General features: G+C 57.3%; 15 protein-coding genes. 6 read left to right on the top strand and 9 right to left on the bottom strand.

What is annotated here, in order from left to right; translation table 11 throughout:
• Positions 1 to 72: 72 nt before the first annotated feature.
• The 8 genes from corA to ACL2XJ_RS09680 form a co-directional block, all read right to left on the bottom strand.
• Positions 73 to 1,023, bottom strand: a complete 951-nt coding sequence (gene corA, locus ACL2XJ_RS09715) for a magnesium/cobalt transporter CorA (protein ID WP_132923800.1) — start codon at positions 1,021 to 1,023, stop codon at positions 73 to 75.
• A 409-nt stretch (positions 1,024 to 1,432) separates the two neighbouring features.
• A complete protein-coding gene (gene uvrD, locus ACL2XJ_RS09710) occupies positions 1,433 to 3,595 on the bottom strand; it encodes a DNA helicase II (protein WP_132923801.1) in 2,163 nt (720 codons plus the stop codon).
• A 52-nt stretch (positions 3,596 to 3,647) separates the two neighbouring features.
• Positions 3,648 to 4,364 (bottom strand): 5-amino-6-(5-phospho-D-ribitylamino)uracil phosphatase YigB, encoded by a 717-nt coding sequence (gene yigB / locus ACL2XJ_RS09705; protein ID WP_413726370.1) that lies wholly within the window; start codon positions 4,362 to 4,364, stop codon positions 3,648 to 3,650.
• Complete coding sequence (gene xerC, locus ACL2XJ_RS09700; RefSeq protein ID WP_132923803.1) at positions 4,364 to 5,275, bottom strand: tyrosine recombinase XerC; 912 nt, start codon at positions 5,273 to 5,275, stop codon at positions 4,364 to 4,366. The genes yigB and xerC overlap by 1 nt, the downstream gene beginning before the upstream one ends.
• The gene (locus ACL2XJ_RS09695; protein ID WP_413726369.1) at positions 5,272 to 5,976 is read right to left on the bottom strand and encodes a DUF484 domain-containing protein; all 705 of its coding nucleotides are present in this window, start codon (positions 5,974 to 5,976) and stop codon (positions 5,272 to 5,274) included. Before ACL2XJ_RS09695 ends, xerC begins: the two co-directional genes overlap by 4 nt.
• Entirely contained in the window at positions 5,973 to 6,797 is an 825-nt protein-coding gene (gene dapF, locus ACL2XJ_RS09690) for a diaminopimelate epimerase (protein WP_132923805.1), read from the bottom strand. Before dapF ends, ACL2XJ_RS09695 begins: the two co-directional genes overlap by 4 nt.
• Before the next feature lie 125 nt (positions 6,798 to 6,922).
• The gene (gene lptM / locus ACL2XJ_RS09685; protein WP_413726368.1) at positions 6,923 to 7,144 is read right to left on the bottom strand and encodes an LPS translocon maturation chaperone LptM; all 222 of its coding nucleotides are present in this window, start codon (positions 7,142 to 7,144) and stop codon (positions 6,923 to 6,925) included.
• Between the two features lie 191 nt (positions 7,145 to 7,335).
• Positions 7,336 to 9,885, bottom strand: a complete 2,550-nt coding sequence (locus ACL2XJ_RS09680; RefSeq protein ID WP_413726367.1) for a class I adenylate cyclase — start codon at positions 9,883 to 9,885, stop codon at positions 7,336 to 7,338.
• A 328-nt stretch (positions 9,886 to 10,213) separates the two neighbouring features.
• On the opposite strand from ACL2XJ_RS09680, the gene hemC reads away from it, so the two are divergent.
• The 6 genes from hemC to ACL2XJ_RS09650 all read left to right on the top strand — a co-directional run bounded on the left by hemC (position 10,214) and on the right by ACL2XJ_RS09650 (position 16,966).
• Positions 10,214 to 11,155, top strand: a complete 942-nt coding sequence (gene hemC / locus ACL2XJ_RS09675; protein WP_413726366.1) for a hydroxymethylbilane synthase — start codon at positions 10,214 to 10,216, stop codon at positions 11,153 to 11,155.
• Positions 11,152 to 11,892 (top strand): uroporphyrinogen-III synthase, encoded by a 741-nt coding sequence (gene hemD / locus ACL2XJ_RS09670; protein WP_132923809.1) that lies wholly within the window; start codon positions 11,152 to 11,154, stop codon positions 11,890 to 11,892. Before hemC ends, hemD begins: the two co-directional genes overlap by 4 nt.
• Positions 11,893 to 11,914: 22 nt before the next feature.
• On the top strand, positions 11,915 to 13,108 hold the full coding sequence (gene hemX, locus ACL2XJ_RS09665; protein ID WP_413726365.1) for a uroporphyrinogen-III C-methyltransferase: 1,194 nt from the start codon (positions 11,915 to 11,917) through the stop codon (positions 13,106 to 13,108).
• A 3-nt stretch (positions 13,109 to 13,111) separates the two neighbouring features.
• A complete protein-coding gene (gene hemY, locus ACL2XJ_RS09660; protein WP_413726364.1) occupies positions 13,112 to 14,305 on the top strand; it encodes a protoheme IX biogenesis protein HemY in 1,194 nt (397 codons plus the stop codon).
• Positions 14,306 to 14,557: 252 nt separating this feature from the next.
• A complete protein-coding gene (locus ACL2XJ_RS09655) occupies positions 14,558 to 15,310 on the top strand; it encodes an SDR family NAD(P)-dependent oxidoreductase (RefSeq protein ID WP_413726363.1) in 753 nt (250 codons plus the stop codon).
• Positions 15,311 to 16,168: 858 nt separating this feature from the next.
• A complete protein-coding gene (locus ACL2XJ_RS09650) occupies positions 16,169 to 16,966 on the top strand; it encodes a DsbA family protein (RefSeq protein WP_413726362.1) in 798 nt (265 codons plus the stop codon).
• Between the two features lie 64 nt (positions 16,967 to 17,030).
• Here the strand turns inward: ACL2XJ_RS09650 and ACL2XJ_RS09645 are convergent, their stop codons facing one another.
• Positions 17,031 to 17,876, bottom strand: a complete 846-nt coding sequence (locus ACL2XJ_RS09645) for a fumarylacetoacetate hydrolase family protein (RefSeq protein WP_413726361.1) — start codon at positions 17,874 to 17,876, stop codon at positions 17,031 to 17,033.
• Positions 17,877 to 17,984 lie beyond the last annotated feature (108 nt).

The following is a 17,984-nucleotide window of genomic DNA, read 5'->3' as shown; positions in this document are numbered from 1 at the left end:
TTAGCATAAACCAGAAACAAGATAAGTAATTATCGTACAAATTATCTTCTTATTTCCGGCGCGCCCTCAGCGTTATAGCCAGTTTTTACGCTTGAAGTACAGGTAAGGCGCCAGGCCTGCCAGGATCATCAATGCAATGGCGCCGGGATAGCCAAACGACCATTTCAGCTCGGGCATAAACTCGAAGTTCATGCCGTAGCTGGACGCCACCAGCGTCGGCGGCAGAAAGACCACCGATACCACGGAGAAGATTTTGATGATGCGGTTTTGCTCGATGTTGATAAAGCCCATTGCCGCTTGCATCAGGAAGTTGACCTTCTGGAACAGCGATTCATTATGGGGCAACAGCGATTCGATATCCCGCAGGATTTCACGCGCCTGCTCCAGCTGGCCGGAAGGTAAACGCGCCTTGCGCACCAGGAAATTGAGCGCGCGCTGGGTATCCATCAGGCACAGGCGGACCTTCCAGCCCACGTCCTCCAATTCCGCCAGGGTAGACAAGGCTTCATCGTATTCATCGCCCTGATGCCCTTCCATAATGACCAGGCTCAGCGCTTCCAGATCGCTGTAGATGTTTTCAATCTCGTCAGCCAACTGCTCTATTTTTGTTTCGAACAAATCCAGCAGCAGCTCATAGGCATTGCCGTCAGTGAGGGTCTGGCTGCGGGCGCGCATGCGGTACAGCCGGAACGCCGGCAGTTCACGCTCGCGAAGGGTATAGAGGCGGCCGTCGCGGATGGTGAACGCTACCGTGGCGTTACCGGCATGATCCTCAGCGTCTTCATAAAAAAAGAACGAATGGATATGCAGTCCGTCCTCGTCTTCGAAAAAACGGGCGGAGGCTTCGATATCCTCCAGTTCGAGGCGGGTCGCCAGGCTTTGTCCCAGCTCATCCTGAACTTTTTCGCGCTCTCCGTTCTCGGGCTCGATCAGATCCACCCAGAGAGAACCGGTTAACGTATCGCCTTCATCCAATTCAAGACGGGATAGGCGATTATGATCCAATTTAAACGCGTTAAGCATACGCCATGGCTTCCTTAGCGGTGTCTAGCGGGAAACGCATTAGAGGAGAAACCGGGGGGTGAGAATGTCACCGACAAGTTCCAGACCATCAAAGATCTGACTCAGCGCGACACATACATGCGGGTCGCTGACAACCGCTAAGGCCATCAGCATAGGGGAAGCCTTAGTGGTACCTGATAAACAGATTATCGAGCCAGTATCTACTGGGGGCGTCCAAGGCGTAATCCTCTCACAATCATAGTGCGCGCATGTTACGCCGAGATTAAAAAGGCTGTCAATATGCAACGACGACACAATGGCCTATTTTTTGCACAATCTGCTTTTTGATTGATGAATTATTTGTGACGTCTGCCGCAGGAGCCTGCCGGCGCGGATATTTTTTATACCGGCCGGCACGGCACAGGCTGAGTCAAACCGTCTCCAGCCGGGCATAGGCCGCCACCAGCCATTTGATGCCCTGCCCCTGGAAGGCTATCTGCAAGCGGCTGTGCTCGCCGCTGCCTTCCAGATTGATAACGGTTCCTTCACCAAATTTGGGATGGCGCACCCGCTGCCCCAGGATGAAGCCGCTGTCGTTTTCGCTCAGGGGCGTCCCCATGCGCTGATGGTTCGCCGGCCGCGACACGCTGGCCCGCAGACGCACCTCTTCCACGCACTCCTGGGGCAGTTCGCCCACAAACCGCGACGGCCGGTGAAAGGCCTCTTTACCGTAGAGGCGGCGGGTTTCGGCGTAGGTGAGGGTCAGTTTTTCCATGGCCCGGGTGACGCCCACATAGGCCAGCCGGCGCTCTTCCTCCAGACGTCCGCCCTCATCCAGTGACATCTGGCTGGGAAACATGCCCTCTTCCATGCCGACGATAAACACCTGCCTGAACTCCAGGCCTTTAGCGGAATGCAGCGTCATCAGCTGCACCGCGTCCTGATACGCGTCCGCCTGCCCTTCGCCGGCTTCCAGCGCGGCATGGGACAGGAAGGCCTGCAGCGGCATCAGATCTTCATCCTCGTCCTGGTAGCTGTACTGCCTTGTGGCGGTTACCAGTTCCTCCAGGTTTTCGATGCGCGCCTGGCCTTTTTCGCCTTTTTCCTGCTCATACATCATCCACAGCCCGGAGTTCTTGATCACCCGGTCGGTTAACACGTGCAGGGGGAGATCGGCGGTCTCTTCCGCCAGGGCGTCCACCAGTTCGATAAAGCGCCGCATGGCCGAGGCGGCGCGGCCGGCCAGTACCTGCTCATTCAGCAACTCGCGGGTGGACTGCCAAAGGGTGAGCTGGCGATCCCGGGCCGCTTGCCTCACCACATCCAGGGTACGATCGCCGATGCCGCGGGTGGGGGTATTCACCACCCGCTCGAAGGCCGAGTCGTCGTTGCGGTTGGCGATAAGGCGCAGATAGGCCAGTGCGTCCTTGATTTCCTGCCGTTCGAAAAACCGCTGGCCGCCGTAGATACGATACGGCATGGCGCTTTGCAGCAGAGCTTCTTCCAAGACGCGGGACTGGGCATTGCTGCGGTAAAGAATGGCGCTGTCGTTAAGGGCGCCGCCGCCCTCTTGCCAGGTTTTGATGCGGTTGACCACAAAGCGCGCTTCGTCCAGTTCGTTAAACGCGCAGTAAATGGAAATGGGTTCTCCGGCGGCGTCCTCGGTCCAGAGGTTTTTCCCCAGCCGGCTGCCGTTATGGGCAATCAGGGCGTTGGCCGCCGTCAGGATATTGCTGGTGGAGCGGTAGTTCTGCTCCAGGCGGACGGTCTGCGCGCCGGGAAAGTCATCAAGGAAACGTTGGATATTCTCCACCTGCGCGCCGCGCCAGCCGTAGATGGACTGATCGTCGTCCCCCACGATCATCACGTTGCCCTGGTCGCCGGCCAGCAGGCGGATCCAGGCGTACTGAATGCGGTTGGTATCCTGGAACTCATCCACCAGGATATTGCGGAACCGATCGCGATAGTGCTGCAGGATATGCGGTTTGTTCAGCCATAGCTCATGGGCGCGCAGGAGCAGTTCCGCGAAATCCACCAGCCCGGCGCGATCGCAGGCCTCCTGATAGGCCTGATAAATACGCAGCCAGGTGGCTTCAATGGGGTTGCCGTAGGTCTCCACATGCTGCGGACGCAGCCCTTCGTCTTTTTTGCCGCCGATGTACCACATGGCCTGCCGGGGCGGCCACTGCTTTTCATCGATATTCAGCGCGCGGATGATCCGCTTGAGCAGCCGCAGCTGATCCTCGCTGTCCAGGATCTGAAAATCCTGCGGCAGGCCGGCATCCATATGATGGGCACGCAATAAGCGGTGCGCCAGACCATGGAAGGTGCCGATCCACATGCCGCCCTGGCCCGGGCCGAGCAGATGCTCGATGCGATGGCGCATCTCCGCCGCGGCTTTATTGGTGAAGGTCACCGCCATGATGGAATAGGGCGAGCTGTTTTCCACCGACAGCAGCCAGGCGATACGGTGCACCAGAACCCGGGTTTTACCGCTGCCCGCGCCGGCCAGCACCAACAGGTTGCCCCGCGGGGCGGCGACGGCTTCGCGTTGTTTGTCATTCAGGCCAGCAAGCAGTTCAGTGACGTCCATAAAGAGCCTTTTAGTACGTATATACTGGTTATTTATACAGCAACCGCGATGCTTATAGCAAGGCTGTAAGGGATTCCAGCCGCGAAATTTCCAAATGCGGCAACAAGCGGGCGTCGGGGGCCTGGCGGAAATTGCCGCCGCGATCGTTTATCCAGCAGGCCTGCAGGCCGCTTTGTACGGCACCGGTAATATCCGCCGCCAAATCATCGCCCACGTGCAGAATACTCTGCGGCGACAGGCCGAGCTTTTCCGCCGCCAAATGGTACATATCGCGAAAAGGTTTGGCGCGCCCGTCGGGACCGGCGCGCAGCACAAACGCAAAATAGCCGGCCAGGCCGCAGGCCGCGGGCGATGCATTGCCGTTGGTAATGGCCACCAGCGGCCAGCGTGCGCCGAGAGCGCGCAGCGTTTGGTGCGTGATAGCGGGAACATCAATGCTGCTGCGCCAGCGGGCGAACTCCGCCATGGCGGCATCCGCGCCGGCGCCGGCCTCGGCATCGCTGAATCCCTGATTGCGCAAGCCCTGTTCCAGCGCGCGCCAGCGCCAGCGCGTCACATCGTGATAGATTTCCGGCTCCCGCTGGCGCAGCTCGGCCCGGATACGGCGGTAGTATGACGCGTCAAGGGATTTCAGGGCCGGATGATAATTCTGCAAAAACAGCAGCGATTCCCGTTCGGTACGGGCGATCACCGGCCGGTTATCATACAGGGTATCGTCTAAATCAAAGGTTAATGCCCGCAGGGGGCGCAGGGGACGGTAAAAACGCATCAAGACTTCCCTCGCTTGGCCCTGGGATGCGCGGCATCATAAACCTGGGCCAGATGTTGAAAATCAAGGTGAGTATAGATTTGCGTGGTGGAGAGATTGGCATGGCCCAGCAATTCCTGCACCGCCCTTAAATCGCCGCTTGATTCCAGCATGTGGGTGGCGAACGAATGGCGCAGCTTATGGGGATGGACATGGCTTTCAACGCCCTGTTTTATTCCCCATTCGGCAAAACGTTTTTGCACATTGCGCATGGAGATGCGTTTACCGGTTTTCGCCAAAAATACCGCATTATCCTCGGGGGCGAAAAATTCCCGCAGCGCCAGCCAATGCCGCAGCCAGGCGACGGCGGATTTGCCCAGCGGCAGCTTGCGCTCTTTGTTGCCCTTCCCCACCACTCTCACTTCACCGGCGTCCAAATCGATATGGCCGCAGTCGAGATTCACCATTTCCGCCAGACGCAGGCCGTCGCCATACATGATTTCCAGCATGGCGCGATCGCGCACCGCCAGCGGGTCAGTGCTGTCAATGTCCAGCAGGCGATCGACTTCGTCTACGTCCATGTTTTTCGGCAGATGGCGGCCGTTGCGGGGCGCGGAAACGCCTTTGGCCGGATTGGCCTTCAGCTCTCCCCGTCCCACCAGGAAATCAAGAAAACTGCGCAGCGCCGACAGACGCAATGCCAGGCTGGCGGCCTGTAAGCCCTGGCGCTTGCTGCGGGTCGCCATCGAACGCACATGGCTTACGTCCAGCTGCGTCCATTCGGCGACGCCGAGATCGTCGGCAATTACCACCAGCGCGGTTAACTGATGGGCATAACTGGCCTGGGTCAGCGGACTCAATTGCCGCTCCACCCGCAGATAGCGCAAAAAGGCGTCCACCTTCGGCTGTAGGGGCGATTCTCCGGCGGTCATAGCCGAGCGACCCAACGCACCAGCAAACCGGGCAGCAGAGCGGCCAGTTGTTGCAATAAAACGGTGCCCATGCCGGATTGATAATGCTGGCTGTCGCGGCTGGTGAAGATCACCACGCCGAGGGAGCCGTCATCACCCATCAGGGTCATGGCCACCGAACCGACCTGTCTGGCCTGGGGTATCAACAGCAGCAGCTCCGGGCCGTTAAGGGTGCCCAGATAATGATTACCCTGGCCTAGGCGCTGGATGCGCAAAGGCTCAAAGGCGGTTCTGGACAGGCCGAGATGGGTGAAATCCGACGGCGCGCCAATCAGCCATTTATCGGTGAATAAACGCACATGCGCACCGGATAAGCCGAGGCTGCGCGCCCAGCGTTGCAGCCGGCTCAGGAAATCCTGCAGGCTTTCGGCGGTAGCCAGGTCGGTTTGCAAATCCAGCAGGCGATTGAACAGCTGTTCATTATCCGCCGCCGCCTCCATGAGCCGGCCGATGTCCTCTTCCAACTGCTGGATATGCCGGCGCTGGCGCGTTATCTGCCACTCCAGCAGGGAGACGCTGCCCCGGTTGACATGGGGAATGCGCATCTGTTCGACCTGGAGAGCGTTGCGGATAAAAAAGTCCGGATTTTGTACCAGGAATTGCGAAACCGTACTGTCGTCCAGGACCGGCGCCGTCTCGACTTGCTCCCCGATATTCTTCATAGATGAATAAACCCGTCGTAGATATGCACCGCCGGCCCGGTCATAAAGAGCGGGTTGCCCGGACCTTTCCAACTGATTTCCAAACTGCCGCCCAGTAAATCTACCTTCACCTGTTGCGACAGTACGCCCTGCAGGATGCCCACCGCCACTGCGGCGCAGGCGCCGCTGCCGCAAGCCTGGGTTTCCCCCACCCCGCGCTCAAACACCCGCAGGCGAATGTTCTGGGGATTGACCACCTGCATAAAACCGATATTAGCCCGTTCGGGAAAACGCTCGTGATTTTCCAGCAGCGGACCGAGGGAGGATACCGGCGCGGCGTCGGTATCCTCCACCTGAATAACGCAGTGGGGATTACCCATGGAGACCACGCCGCACAGCACCGTCTGCTCCGCTACCCGCATAATGTAGGTTTTTTCCGCTTTGGCGGCGCGAAAAGGGATGTCCTGCGGCTCGAATTTCGGCTCGCCCATATTTACCCGCACCTGATCATCATCGGTAATGGTGATGATCATCCGCTCGGTTTGGGTACTGACGTGTAATTCCCGCTTATTGGTCAAACTTTTCATTCTGACGAAACGGGCGAAACAGCGGGCGCCGTTACCGCATTGCGCCACTTCGCTGCCGTCGGCGTTGAAGATACGGTAGTGAAAATCCAGTTCGGGATCGTACGGGGGCTCCACCACCAGCAGTTGATCGAACCCCACGCCGCAATGCCGGTCAGCTAGACGACGGATAAGCTCCGGCGAAAAATAGACGTTTTGCGTAACGGCGTCAACGACCATAAAGTCGTTTCCCAGACCGTGCATTTTGGAAAACTGCATATCGAACTCCGCTGACTTACCCTGTGCGCAGCATAGCGCTTCTCTTGTCTGGATGCGACAGAATCGCGTTTTGAGCACCAGTTGCGACACTTTTACGACACTATGCGATTCTACTTGGGGTACTTTTACGGTACGACAGAATCCCCTGAATGAGGCGCATTGCTGCCCGGATTCGCCGTTTGCACCGGTGATTGGCTGGAAGTGTCCGTCGTGGTCAGCTTGTGAGTCTCAGCGGGTTTAGCGGTGGTTTTAGGCGCCGGCGGCATAAAAAGCGGCCCTTTTAACCCGCATCCGTACAATCCCAGTACTAAAAACGCCGTTATCAGGGGGCGTAATTGACTATTCATCCGATTCATTACCTGTCATTCATGCTCTCAAGCCCTCTATCATCGCAGTTGGATCTTGAAAAGCAATAGGAATCGATAGGAAGCACGCCAGGTTACACCGTTTAGCGGCCCCCTTGGCGCTCTGGGTTGAGGATATGCGGGACGTTCGCAAGACGACGCGGCAGGCGGGACAGTTGCCAAAACCGGAAGGTTCAGTTCGACCGCGCCTGCTGCGCAGAGGCATCCTGATCATAGGGAGCGGCGGCCACCAGATGCGACAGCACGCTGTTGCGGAACGGCACCACCTGGATACGCCCGTCAAGCTGCACAATCTGGTAGAACTGGGGCAAATTGAAGTTGATAAAGCTCGAACCGTAGGTAAAACGATCGTGGGATGATGAATAAAAACGGCTCACATCCCGCACCAGCTCTTCCTTGCTTCCCTCGCAATGATGATATGCCTCGACCCGGTTGGTTTCATCAAGAATATAAATATTGAAACCCTGTTCATCCGCGCTCTCTTCGAAGAAGAACTGAATGATGCCTTCGCTGGCAAAGCCGTCCACCACCGGCGGCAAATGCACCTTATCGGTTTCCATCTGGATGGACAGGCCGTGCAGCTTGTTATTGGAAATGGCGCCGTAAAATTCAATGGCGTTTTCTAGCTTCTGCACCGATACGCTCAGACGCTCGAAGAACAGCCCCCAGGTCTGGCCGGCAACCCGCACCGCTTTGAAACGGGCCGGATCCTGGCGGGTGCTGGAGAGCCGCAGTTCGATACATTCGGACACCAGCTGCTGTACCCGGGTTCGGATCAAGCCGCGCAAATGCTGGCTGTAGCAGAACACTTCCACCGTGTCGGGAGGCGAGGCATCCTGATGCATCTTGCCGAGAATGGTTTTCAACGCTTCCAGTACCGCCTGCTCGCCGCTGAAATGCAAGGTACGCACTTCGTTCCAGGAGTTGCGGTACAGCAGATCGATGCTGCCCACCAGGCACTCCTGCTGCTGGCCGAAGCTGAAGACATCCAGTTTCCGGAAATCGAAATGCACCACCTGATTGCGGAAAACGGCGGTGGGATCGTATTCGAGATTGACAATAATGGCCAGATGGCGGATTTCACATGGGCTGTACAGCGCCTTGGGCGTCGGCACCGGAACCCGTAGCGGGAAAGTGCGGGACACATCCGCCACCAGTTCCTGCAACCGGCCCAGATCGCACACATCGCTGCCTTTGATATGCAGGCAGGTCTTGGGCGTCAACAGGCCGTTGAACCAGGCCCAGGCCACCAGCTTGTTCAAATAGCGGTTATATTCCAGCGGCTGATGGCTGATGATGGATTCCATCGACGGCGACTGGTTATACAGATACCAGCCGGCCCGGTTGGCCCGCCCCTGCGGCACATGGATAAACGTCAGGTGCTGCTCGGATAAATCCGGGGAAATCTGCGGGTTGATAAGCGTGACCTTGCCGGGCAGCGCCTCGAATGCCGCATAGAGCTTGCGGGTCAATACCCCGATATCCTGCGGGCTGGCGCTGACGCTCAGATTGTTACGCCGGGCGAAACGAATCAGGTTGCGGTAGCTTTGCATCATGGCGTCGAGCAATTCGTTATGCGCTTCCCGCACCTGGCCGATTTTCCAGTTGGCGCGATCGTCGAGCATGCTCAGACGCGCTTCGTCCCAGCCCCACTCCTTCACCTGCTGGCTGAGGATCTCCCGCCGCCAGACCACGCTTGCCGGGGTGGAGGATAATTTCTCGCAGACTTTAAGGTAAAAACAGCGCCGCACCAGATCCAGCCGGGTCATGTCGTTAATCTGGGTCAGGTAATGGGTGACCCGTTCCAGCATCATGCAATAGGGATCCAGGCCGAAAGAGACGATCTCGCCGTCATGGAGATGCTGCTTGATATTCATCGCCAGCAGCTGGGTGTGGGGATACTCCCAGGAGTAGGCTTCCAGCAGCAGGGTCTTCAGCACCGCTTTATAGGGGGAGTCGATGCTTTTATAAAGCTGCCACAGGCTGGCGCCGAAATACTCTTCGGCGGAAAGCGTGCCCAGGCCGCCCAAATCCAGCCACTCATTGGGGGTCAGCGCGCCGCGGGCATACAGCGACATCACATATTCATCGTAATGATCTTCTTCATCACCCGGCACCATGTTCCACAAAATGCGTTTGCCGGCCATGCGTACCGCGGTGCGGTAGAATTCGTCCAGCAGCAGGATATGCTGCGTGGATCCGCAATCATCGTCGCCGAGATTGCCGCTTTCATTGTGGCGGAAGCGATTTTCGTCAATAAGGAAAAAATTGACCTCCACGCCCTGGGCCGCCGCCCATTTTTCCAGCAGCAGGCATTTGCGCTGCAATTGGGCCCGTTCCACATTGTCGAGCCAGGACTGGTGACAGACCCAGACATCCAGATCCGAATTGGCGTTCTGGCCGATGGAAGACGTGCTGCCCATGGAGTAGACGCCGGTAATGGGCCGTTCGCCGCTCACGGGAGCCACCAGCGGAATGGCCGATTTTTTGGTCATCTCGGTGAGCAAGGCGGTTTGTTTATCATCGGACGTGTAAAAGCAAACGCCGCAGGGTACGTTACCTTCGAGGTAACCCGGAAGCATTGGGTGATGATAATGTAATAAGGTTGGCAGCAGACTGTAGACTTGCTGAAAGGCCGGCCCCATGGCCGCCAATGCCCGATCCACCCTAAGTTGGTTGATCGCGTCCAGTCTCTGTTTCAGTGTCTCGATATAGAAGTACAAGACGTCTCGCCTGGTTATCCCGGTGCCTAAAAAATCCCGTTTCCAAAGCCGCCCGCATATAATGTTATTAGAAGAATGCTCGGCTGGTAATTGCTGGAAACGTGATCAATTTAACACCTTGCTGTTTGACCGTAAAGGAAGTTAAGCTACTCATTAATTATAACACTTTTCCCTGTTGCTACCTTTAATTCCAAGATGTCGGCGGGTTGCCCGACGCTTTTCCCCCCCGATCCCTATACCTTACAGAGCCTTACCATCAATGATAGGATGCAATGATAGGATCCAATGATAGGATGGGCGGTGAATGATTAAAACGGTAACGAACACTATGCAAGATAACCTGATAAGGATCGCCACCCGGCAAAGTCCCCTGGCATTGTGGCAAGCCCGGTACGTACAGGGGGAGCTGCTGCGGCATCATCCGAATCTGCGGGTGGAGCTGGTGCCGCTGATAACCCGCGGCGACGTTTTGTTGGACACCCCGCTGGCCAAAGTCGGCGGCAAAGGTTTATTTATCAAGGAACTTGAGCGGGCGCTGTTGGAAGACAGCGCCGATATCGCCGTGCATTCCATGAAAGACGTCACGGTTTCCTTTCCCGACGGGCTGGGTTTGGTGACGATTTGCGAACGGGAAGATCCCCGCGATGCCTTTGTCTCTTCCCGTTACCATAGCCTGGAAGATTTACCGCCGGGGGCGGTGCTGGGCACCTCGAGCCTGCGCCGGCAGTGCCAGGTGCGGGAACGCCGGCCGGATTTGATCATCCGCGATCTGCGCGGCAACGTGGGCACCCGTCTGGCCAAGCTGGATCAAGGAGACTACGATGCGGTGATCCTGGCGGTGGCCGGCCTTAAGCGGCTGGGCCTGGAAGATCGGATCCGATCGCCTCTTGAGCCTGAAGCGTGCCTGCCCGCCGTCGGCCAGGGCGCGGTGGGCATCGAATGCCGACTGGACGACAGCCGCACGATCACGCTGCTGGAACCCCTTCATCATCGGGAAACCGCCATTCGGGTCAGCGCCGAACGGGCCATGAACGCCCGTCTTGACGGCGGCTGCCAGGTTCCTATCGGCAGCTATGCCGAAATCCACGGCGACCGGCTGTGGCTGCGGGCCTTGGTGGGCAGTCCGGACGGCAGCCGGGTAATCCGCGCGCAGCGCAGCGCCCCGCTCGCCGAGGCGCAAGCACTGGGCGAGGCGCTGGCGGAAGAACTGCTGCGGGACGGCGCCCGTGAAATTCTCGACCAGGTCTACCGGGGAAACCCGCCGCAATGACGATACTGGTCACCCGCCCATCACCGGCCGGCGAACAGTTGGTCAATCGCCTGCGCTCCCGGGGACAATCCGCCTGGCATTTACCCTTGATTGAATTCTCTCCCGGCGAGGAACTGGCATTATTGCCGTCGCGCCTTGAGGCATTGACGGCGGGGGATATGCTGTTCGCGGTATCCAAATATGCCATTGATTACGCGCATGCTTTGCTGACCCGGCAAGGACTGGCGTGGCCCCCGCAGCTCAATTATTTCGCCGTAGGCCGTACCAGCGGATTACTGCTGCACACCTTGAGCGGATTAAACGTTGACTATCCCCGCGACGGCGAAAGCAGCGAGCATTTGCTCGACCTTCCCGCCCTGCAACGGGTGTCGGGGCGGCGGGCCTTGATTCTGCGCGGTAACGGCGGACGGGAAGTTCTTGAACAGACGCTGCGTCAACGGGGCGTGGACGTCGGTTACTGCGAATGCTACCGCCGCAGCCCGGTGAGTTACGACGGCGATGAGCAAAGTCGGCGATGCCTGCAACTGGGTATAAATACTTTGATCATAACCAGCGGCGAAATGTTACAACAATTCTATACTTTAATTCCTGCTTACTATCGCGACTCCTGGCTGCTTGCCTGCCGGCTGATTGTGGTGAGTGAACGATTAGGGGCGTTAGCCCGCCAATTGGGCTGGACGGATATCGTCGTAGCCGACGCGGCAGACAATGATGCGCTTATGCGCGTGCTGCTCTAAATTCAACATGGGATAGGCCAATATGACGGAACACACTACTCCAACAATGCCGCAGGAAAACGTGACCGGCACAGCGGATAACCCCGGCGCATCCCGGTCCGGAGCAACGGCACCCCCATTAGGCGAGGCGCAGCCGGCGCCGGGAGGCAAAAACGCCCGTCCCGGCGGAGCTAAACCGACCATAGGAATCATCCTGGCGATCATTGCCATTATCCTCGCCCTGCTGCTGGCCGCCGCGCTCTATTCCTACACCGTCCGCCAGGGCAAGGCGCAAGCCGCCGCCGGCCAGCAGCTGCAATCCCGCCTCAGCGAACTGCAGCAGGCGCAACAGCAGCAGCAGCAGCAATTCCAAACCGCTTTGCAACAGCAGGGCCAGGCATTGACCGCCGCCCGGCAGCAGGCGGCGGATCAGACCAGGCAACTGGGGGAATTACGAGAGAAAGTCGCTACTATTTCAGGCTCTGAAGCCAATACATGGCTATTGGCGCAGGCGGATTTTCTGATAAAACTGGCGGGTCGTAAACTGTGGAGCGATCAGGACGTCCTCACCGCCGGCGCATTGCTGAAAAGCGCCGACGCCAGCCTGGCGGACATGAACGACCCCAGTTTGATGCCGGTGCGGCGCGCGATTACCGACGATATCGCCGGTTTGTCCGCCGTCAGCCAGATTGATTTCGATGGCATTATTCTGAAAGTGAATCAACTGTCGAATCAGGTGGATAACCTGCGCCTGGCGGATAACGACAGCGATGAAGCGCCGATGGACGGCGTCGGTGACAGCAAGCTTTCGGGATCGGTGCGCGAATGGCGGCAGAACCTCAGCAAAAGCTGGCATAATTTTATCAATGATTTCATTACTATCCGCCGTAGGGATACCGGCGCCGAACCTTTGCTGGCACCTAATCAGGATATTTATCTGCGGGAAAATATCCGCTCCCGCCTGCTTATCGCCGCCCAGGCGGTGCCTCGCCATCAGAACGAAGTGTATCAGCAGTCCCTGGAAACCGTGTCCACCTGGGTACGCGCCTATTTTGATACCGATGACGCCAGCACCCGCGCCTTTCTCGCCGATGTGGACGCCCTGAGCCAGCAAAGCGTGTCCCTGAACGTACCGGATCAGCTGCACAGCCAGCCCCTAATGGAAAAACTGATGCAAACCCGCGTGCGCAACCTGTTGGCGCAACCCACTGCTGCCGCCGCCAGCCAGGGGGAATAGACCATGCTACGGGTATTCTTGCTGCTTATCCTGTTGATTGCCGGCATTGTTATCGGTCCCATGGTGGCCGGTCACCAAGGCTACGTATTAATTCAGACCGACAATTACAATATTGAAACCAGCGTCATAGGCCTCATCATCATATTGATTGTGTCGCTTTCCGTGCTGTTTGTTATCGAAGCAATCCTGCGCAGGATGTTCCGCACCGGCGCGCGCACGCGGCGTTGGTTCGTCGGCCGTAAAGGCCACAATGCCCGCAGGCACACCAAAGCGGCGATGATGAAGCTGGCCGAAGGGGACTACCGCCAGGTGGAAAAATTATTGACCCGTGACGCCGAGCATGCGGAGCAGCCGGTGGTGAACTACTTGCTCGCCGCTGAAGCCGCCCAGCAGCGGGGGGATGATATCCGAGCCAACCAGCATCTTGAACGCGCCATGGAAGCCGCCGATAGCGATCAGTTGCCGGTGGATATCACCCGGGTCCGGCTGCAGTTGGCGCGCAATGAAAATCATGCTGCCCGCCATGGCGTCGACCATTTATTGTCCATTGCCCCACGGCACCCGGAAGTCTTGCGACTGGCCGAACAGGCGTTTATCCGCACTCATGCCTGGCAGGCGTTGCTGGATATCCTGCCGGCCATGCGTAAAGTCCGCGTCTATGAGGAAGTGAAAATAGATGCGCTGGCCTATCAGGGTTACACCGGCCTGATGGACCAGATTATGGAAAATGAGGGCAGTGAAGGGCTTAACCGCTGGTGGCGCGGCCAGGACCGCAAAACCCGCGGCGATACGCGCCTGCTGGCGGCCCTGGCGGAACATCTTATTGAATGCAATGATCATGAAACCGCACAGGCCATTATCGTCAAAGGGCTGAAAAATCAAAAAGACGAACAGTTGCTGCTGCTGATTCCCCGGCTAAAAACCGGCGATCCCGAACAGTTGGAAAAAGTACTGCGCCTGCAGATTAAACAGCAAGGCGCCACGCCGCTGCTTAACAGTACCATTGGGCAATTGCTGATGAAGCGCGGGGAATGGCAGGGCGCCGCCGAAGCCTTTCGCGCCGCGCTCAAACAGCGGCCGGACGCCCATGACTACGCCTGGCTGGCGGATGTGCTGGATCGCCTGCATTTGCCGGAAGAGTCTGCGCAGATGCGCCGAGACGGTTTGCTGATGACCCTGAAATCGCCGTCGCAATGAAAATCGCCTGTGCATAGGCAAGATTTCCCGCTTAGGGAGATAGTGATAGAGGGATGAGCCGATGCTATAATAACCCCGTCGGAAAAGGCTGACTTGGTTTGGTAAGCCCAAGTCCTTTCGGAAACGAAAGCTCTGTCTCTCCCTTGAGACCCCACGACGAACATCCGATGCCGCTTAGGCATCCATTGTTCGTCCGTGTGGTTCTGCAGTCCGACGAACCGCTCCGGTCGAACGCCGACAAAGGAGCGATCCATGCAAAATCTTTCCCTGGTTTCCCATACAGCGCTGATTACTGGCGTAAGCCGTTCCCTGGGCCTTGGCTTCGCAGTTGCCCGCCAGCTCGCCGAGCAGAATTACCACGTCATCCTTGCCGCCAGGGACGAGACTCAAGCAGAACGGCTAGCGGCAAAACTGCGCGAAGCCGGTCACAATGCGACGGCTCTGCGCCTCGATCTGGCCGACCGGTCTAGTATCTACGAAGCGGCCGATCGCCTCTCCCGCATGATCGATCGTCTCGATGTGCTGGTGAACAACGCGAGCCCCATGCCCGACTTTTGCACCCGTTCGGCGCTGGAAATCGATCTCGATGCGCTTCACTCGGCGTTCGAGATCATCGTGTTCGGCTGCTGGGGTCTGATCCAGTCACTGCTCCCGCTTCTCAGAAAGGCGCCTGCCGCGCGTATTGTCAATGTTTCAAGCGCCGCAGCCCGGCAAATAGAGAACCGCGATTCCGGACCGCTCTTCTCACCCGCCTATTCCCTCGCCAAGCACACCCTCAATACGCTGACGGCCACTCTCGCCACGGCTCTCGCCGACACGCCGATTCTCATCAATGCTGTGGACCCGGGGCCGGTCGCCAGTCATCCCGAGCGAGGCGACGACGCCTACGACCGTTCTCCGGCCGAAGCCGCCAAGGGCGTCGTCTGGGCGGCAACGCTTGAGGACGGCGGCCCCTCGGGCGGGCTCTTCTACGACGGCAAGCCGATAACCGTGGGCTTGCCATGAGCCTAGCATCGATAGTCAGGCCGCTGGTGTTTTCTAACGTCTATTTCGTCGTCAGGCAACAATGGCCAGACGCCATCTGGCTATCGGCTTTGGTTATATATGCGATTGCCGTACCGATTGTGCTGAGCTTACGGTTTGATTCTGCGGTAAATATTACACAGGGTCAGGAATGATATCTGTCAAAGACGCATGTGGCGGGCGAAGCCTGCGGCGCATAAAAAAAACACTTGCCATCAAGGCAAGTGCATAAGGTCGGATCAAAGACAACAGGTGGTGCCTCACTCAACGGTTTGTCCGGGATGTCTGATGAAAATTCATCAAGAGGATGGACAATAGGCACCCTAATTTGGCTCTGCGTCATTCCCGGGTTTATGAGGCGTAGCTATGAAGCATAAACGCGAACATAAGGGTTGGAATGAGCATCTACATCGAGGCTACTGCATATCCTATGCCATCTAGGCGTTATGGCCGAAAAGAACATTAGGAAACAGGCCCTACAAGCCGACTGCATGAAAAACTCATTAAAATTCATATAATTAAATACCATGACATCCACAAGTTTTTATCCCTCCATCCGGCGTCTATGCCCGAAATCATTATCCCCACAGCCATTAACTGTCCCTGAATAACGACAGTTTTTCTCTCACCAGGAATATAATCATTTTTTTCAATCTGTTAGATGTCGCCATTCAGTGACATTCTATACTAACGGCGTAAGGCTACCGCCATTTATTGCCTATTCACCCCATATGATTTACGTTACCGCAGCGATGGGAGGATGATATGCTGCATTTTCCCACCCTAAAATCTCCCTATTTATGTCATGTTTGTATACACGACGATCTCTAAGGAAATGTGATGAATTTCAAACTCAAACATGCCGTATTGGTGACGACCCTTGCATTGATAAGCCGGACCGCCCTGGCGGATACCACGGCACAGGCGCCCTTCACGCCGGCGCAGCAGGATGCCATCGGCAAAATTGCCGCCGACTATTTGATGGCGCATCCTGAAATATTGGTTCAGGTCAGCCAGAAATTACAGGCGCAACAGGCCCAGGAGCAGGCCAGCGCCTTGACCGAAGGCGTGTTGAATAATCAGGCCGCGCTACTCGCCGATAAGGATACTCCCGCGGCAGGTCCGGCGGATGCCAAGGTGGCGGTGGTGGAATTCTTTGATTATCAATGCGTCTACTGCAATCAGATGGCCCCCATCATGGAATCCGTGATGCAGGCTAACGGCAAGGTGAAATTTGTCTTCAAGGAGTGGCCGATTTTCGGCGGCCGCTGGCAGCCGTCCATCACCGCCGCCGAAACCGGCCTGAGCGTGTGGAAAGAGCAAGGCGCCAAAGGATATATCGCTTATCACAACGGGATCTATAAAACCGGCCACAACGAAGGCAAGTTGACGGATGAAGATATCTCCGGCGTGCTTAAACAAATCCATTTCCCACAGCCGTCGGCGGCGGAACTCCATAAAAATGTCGCCACGCTGGGCCATATCAACGAGCTGGCGCAGCAAATCGGTTTTAGCGGCACCCCCGGCTTCGTCATTATGCCCACTTCAGGCGCCACCAAAGACAATATCACCGTTTTTGCCGGCGCGGTTGATCAGGAAGCCTTACAAGCCGCCATCGATAAAGCCGCCGGCCATTAACCGCATCTGAATGTGACCCGGCATGGGCCGCCATGCCGGGATTATTCCCCGGAAAGCGCTCTATTCAGGCCTGAATGGTTCTTAAGCGCTGTTCGCCCAGCCCTTCCACGCCCAAACGCATGGTTTGACCGGCCCGGAGATATACGGGTTGTGGTTTTTGCCCCATGCCCACGCCCGGTGGCGTCCCGGTGGCGATGATATCGCCGGATTGCAAGCTCATGAACCGGCTCAGATAACTGATAACGTGCCTGACGCCGAAAATCATCGTACCGGTATTGCCGTTCTGGTAACGCTTGCCGTCAACCTCCAGCCATAAATCCAACGCCTGGGGATCGGGAATTTCATCCGCGGTCACCAGCCAGGGACCAATGGGCCCGAAGGTATCGCAACCCTTGCCCTTATCCCAGGTGCCGCCCCGCTCGATTTGCCATTCGCGTTCGGAGATGTCGTTCACCACACAATAACCGGCCACATGATCCAGGGCATCCTGCTCGCTGATATAGCGGCCCCCTTGGCCAATAACGACGCCCAATTCCACTTCCCAGTCGGTTTTGACCGATTCCCTTGGAATTTGCACCTCATCGTTCGGCCCGATAATCGCGCTGGTCCACTTATTGAATACAATAGGTTCCCCGGGGATCGCCGCGCCGGTTTCAGCGGCATGGTCTGCGTAATTGAGGCCGATGCAGATAAATTTTCCCACGCCGCCGACGCAAGGCCCCAGCCGGGGCTCGCCGCCCACCAGTGGTAACTGCTGGATATCCAATCCGCGCAGGACATCAAGGGAAGCCGGCAATAATGCGCTACCGCCCACATCCAGAATATATTTATCCAGACTGCGAATTCGGCCGTGATTATCCAGTATGCCGGGACGTTCTTCTCCGGGTAGACCATAACGCAATAATTTCATTCATTGCCCCCATTCTAAGATTGTTTTAACTTCGCTTTTTGACATATTCGTGCCAAAGAGTACGAATTAAAAGTGTAAGATCGCATACGCACCGGCGACCACCATTTT

The organism is Sodalis sp. RH16, from assembly GCF_047324245.1.
In the GTDB taxonomy this organism is placed as follows: domain Bacteria; phylum Pseudomonadota; class Gammaproteobacteria; order Enterobacterales; family Enterobacteriaceae; genus Acerihabitans; species Acerihabitans ligni.
The sequence above is the reverse complement of the archived record's forward strand: the minus strand, read 5'-3'. Positions and strand labels throughout refer to the sequence as shown.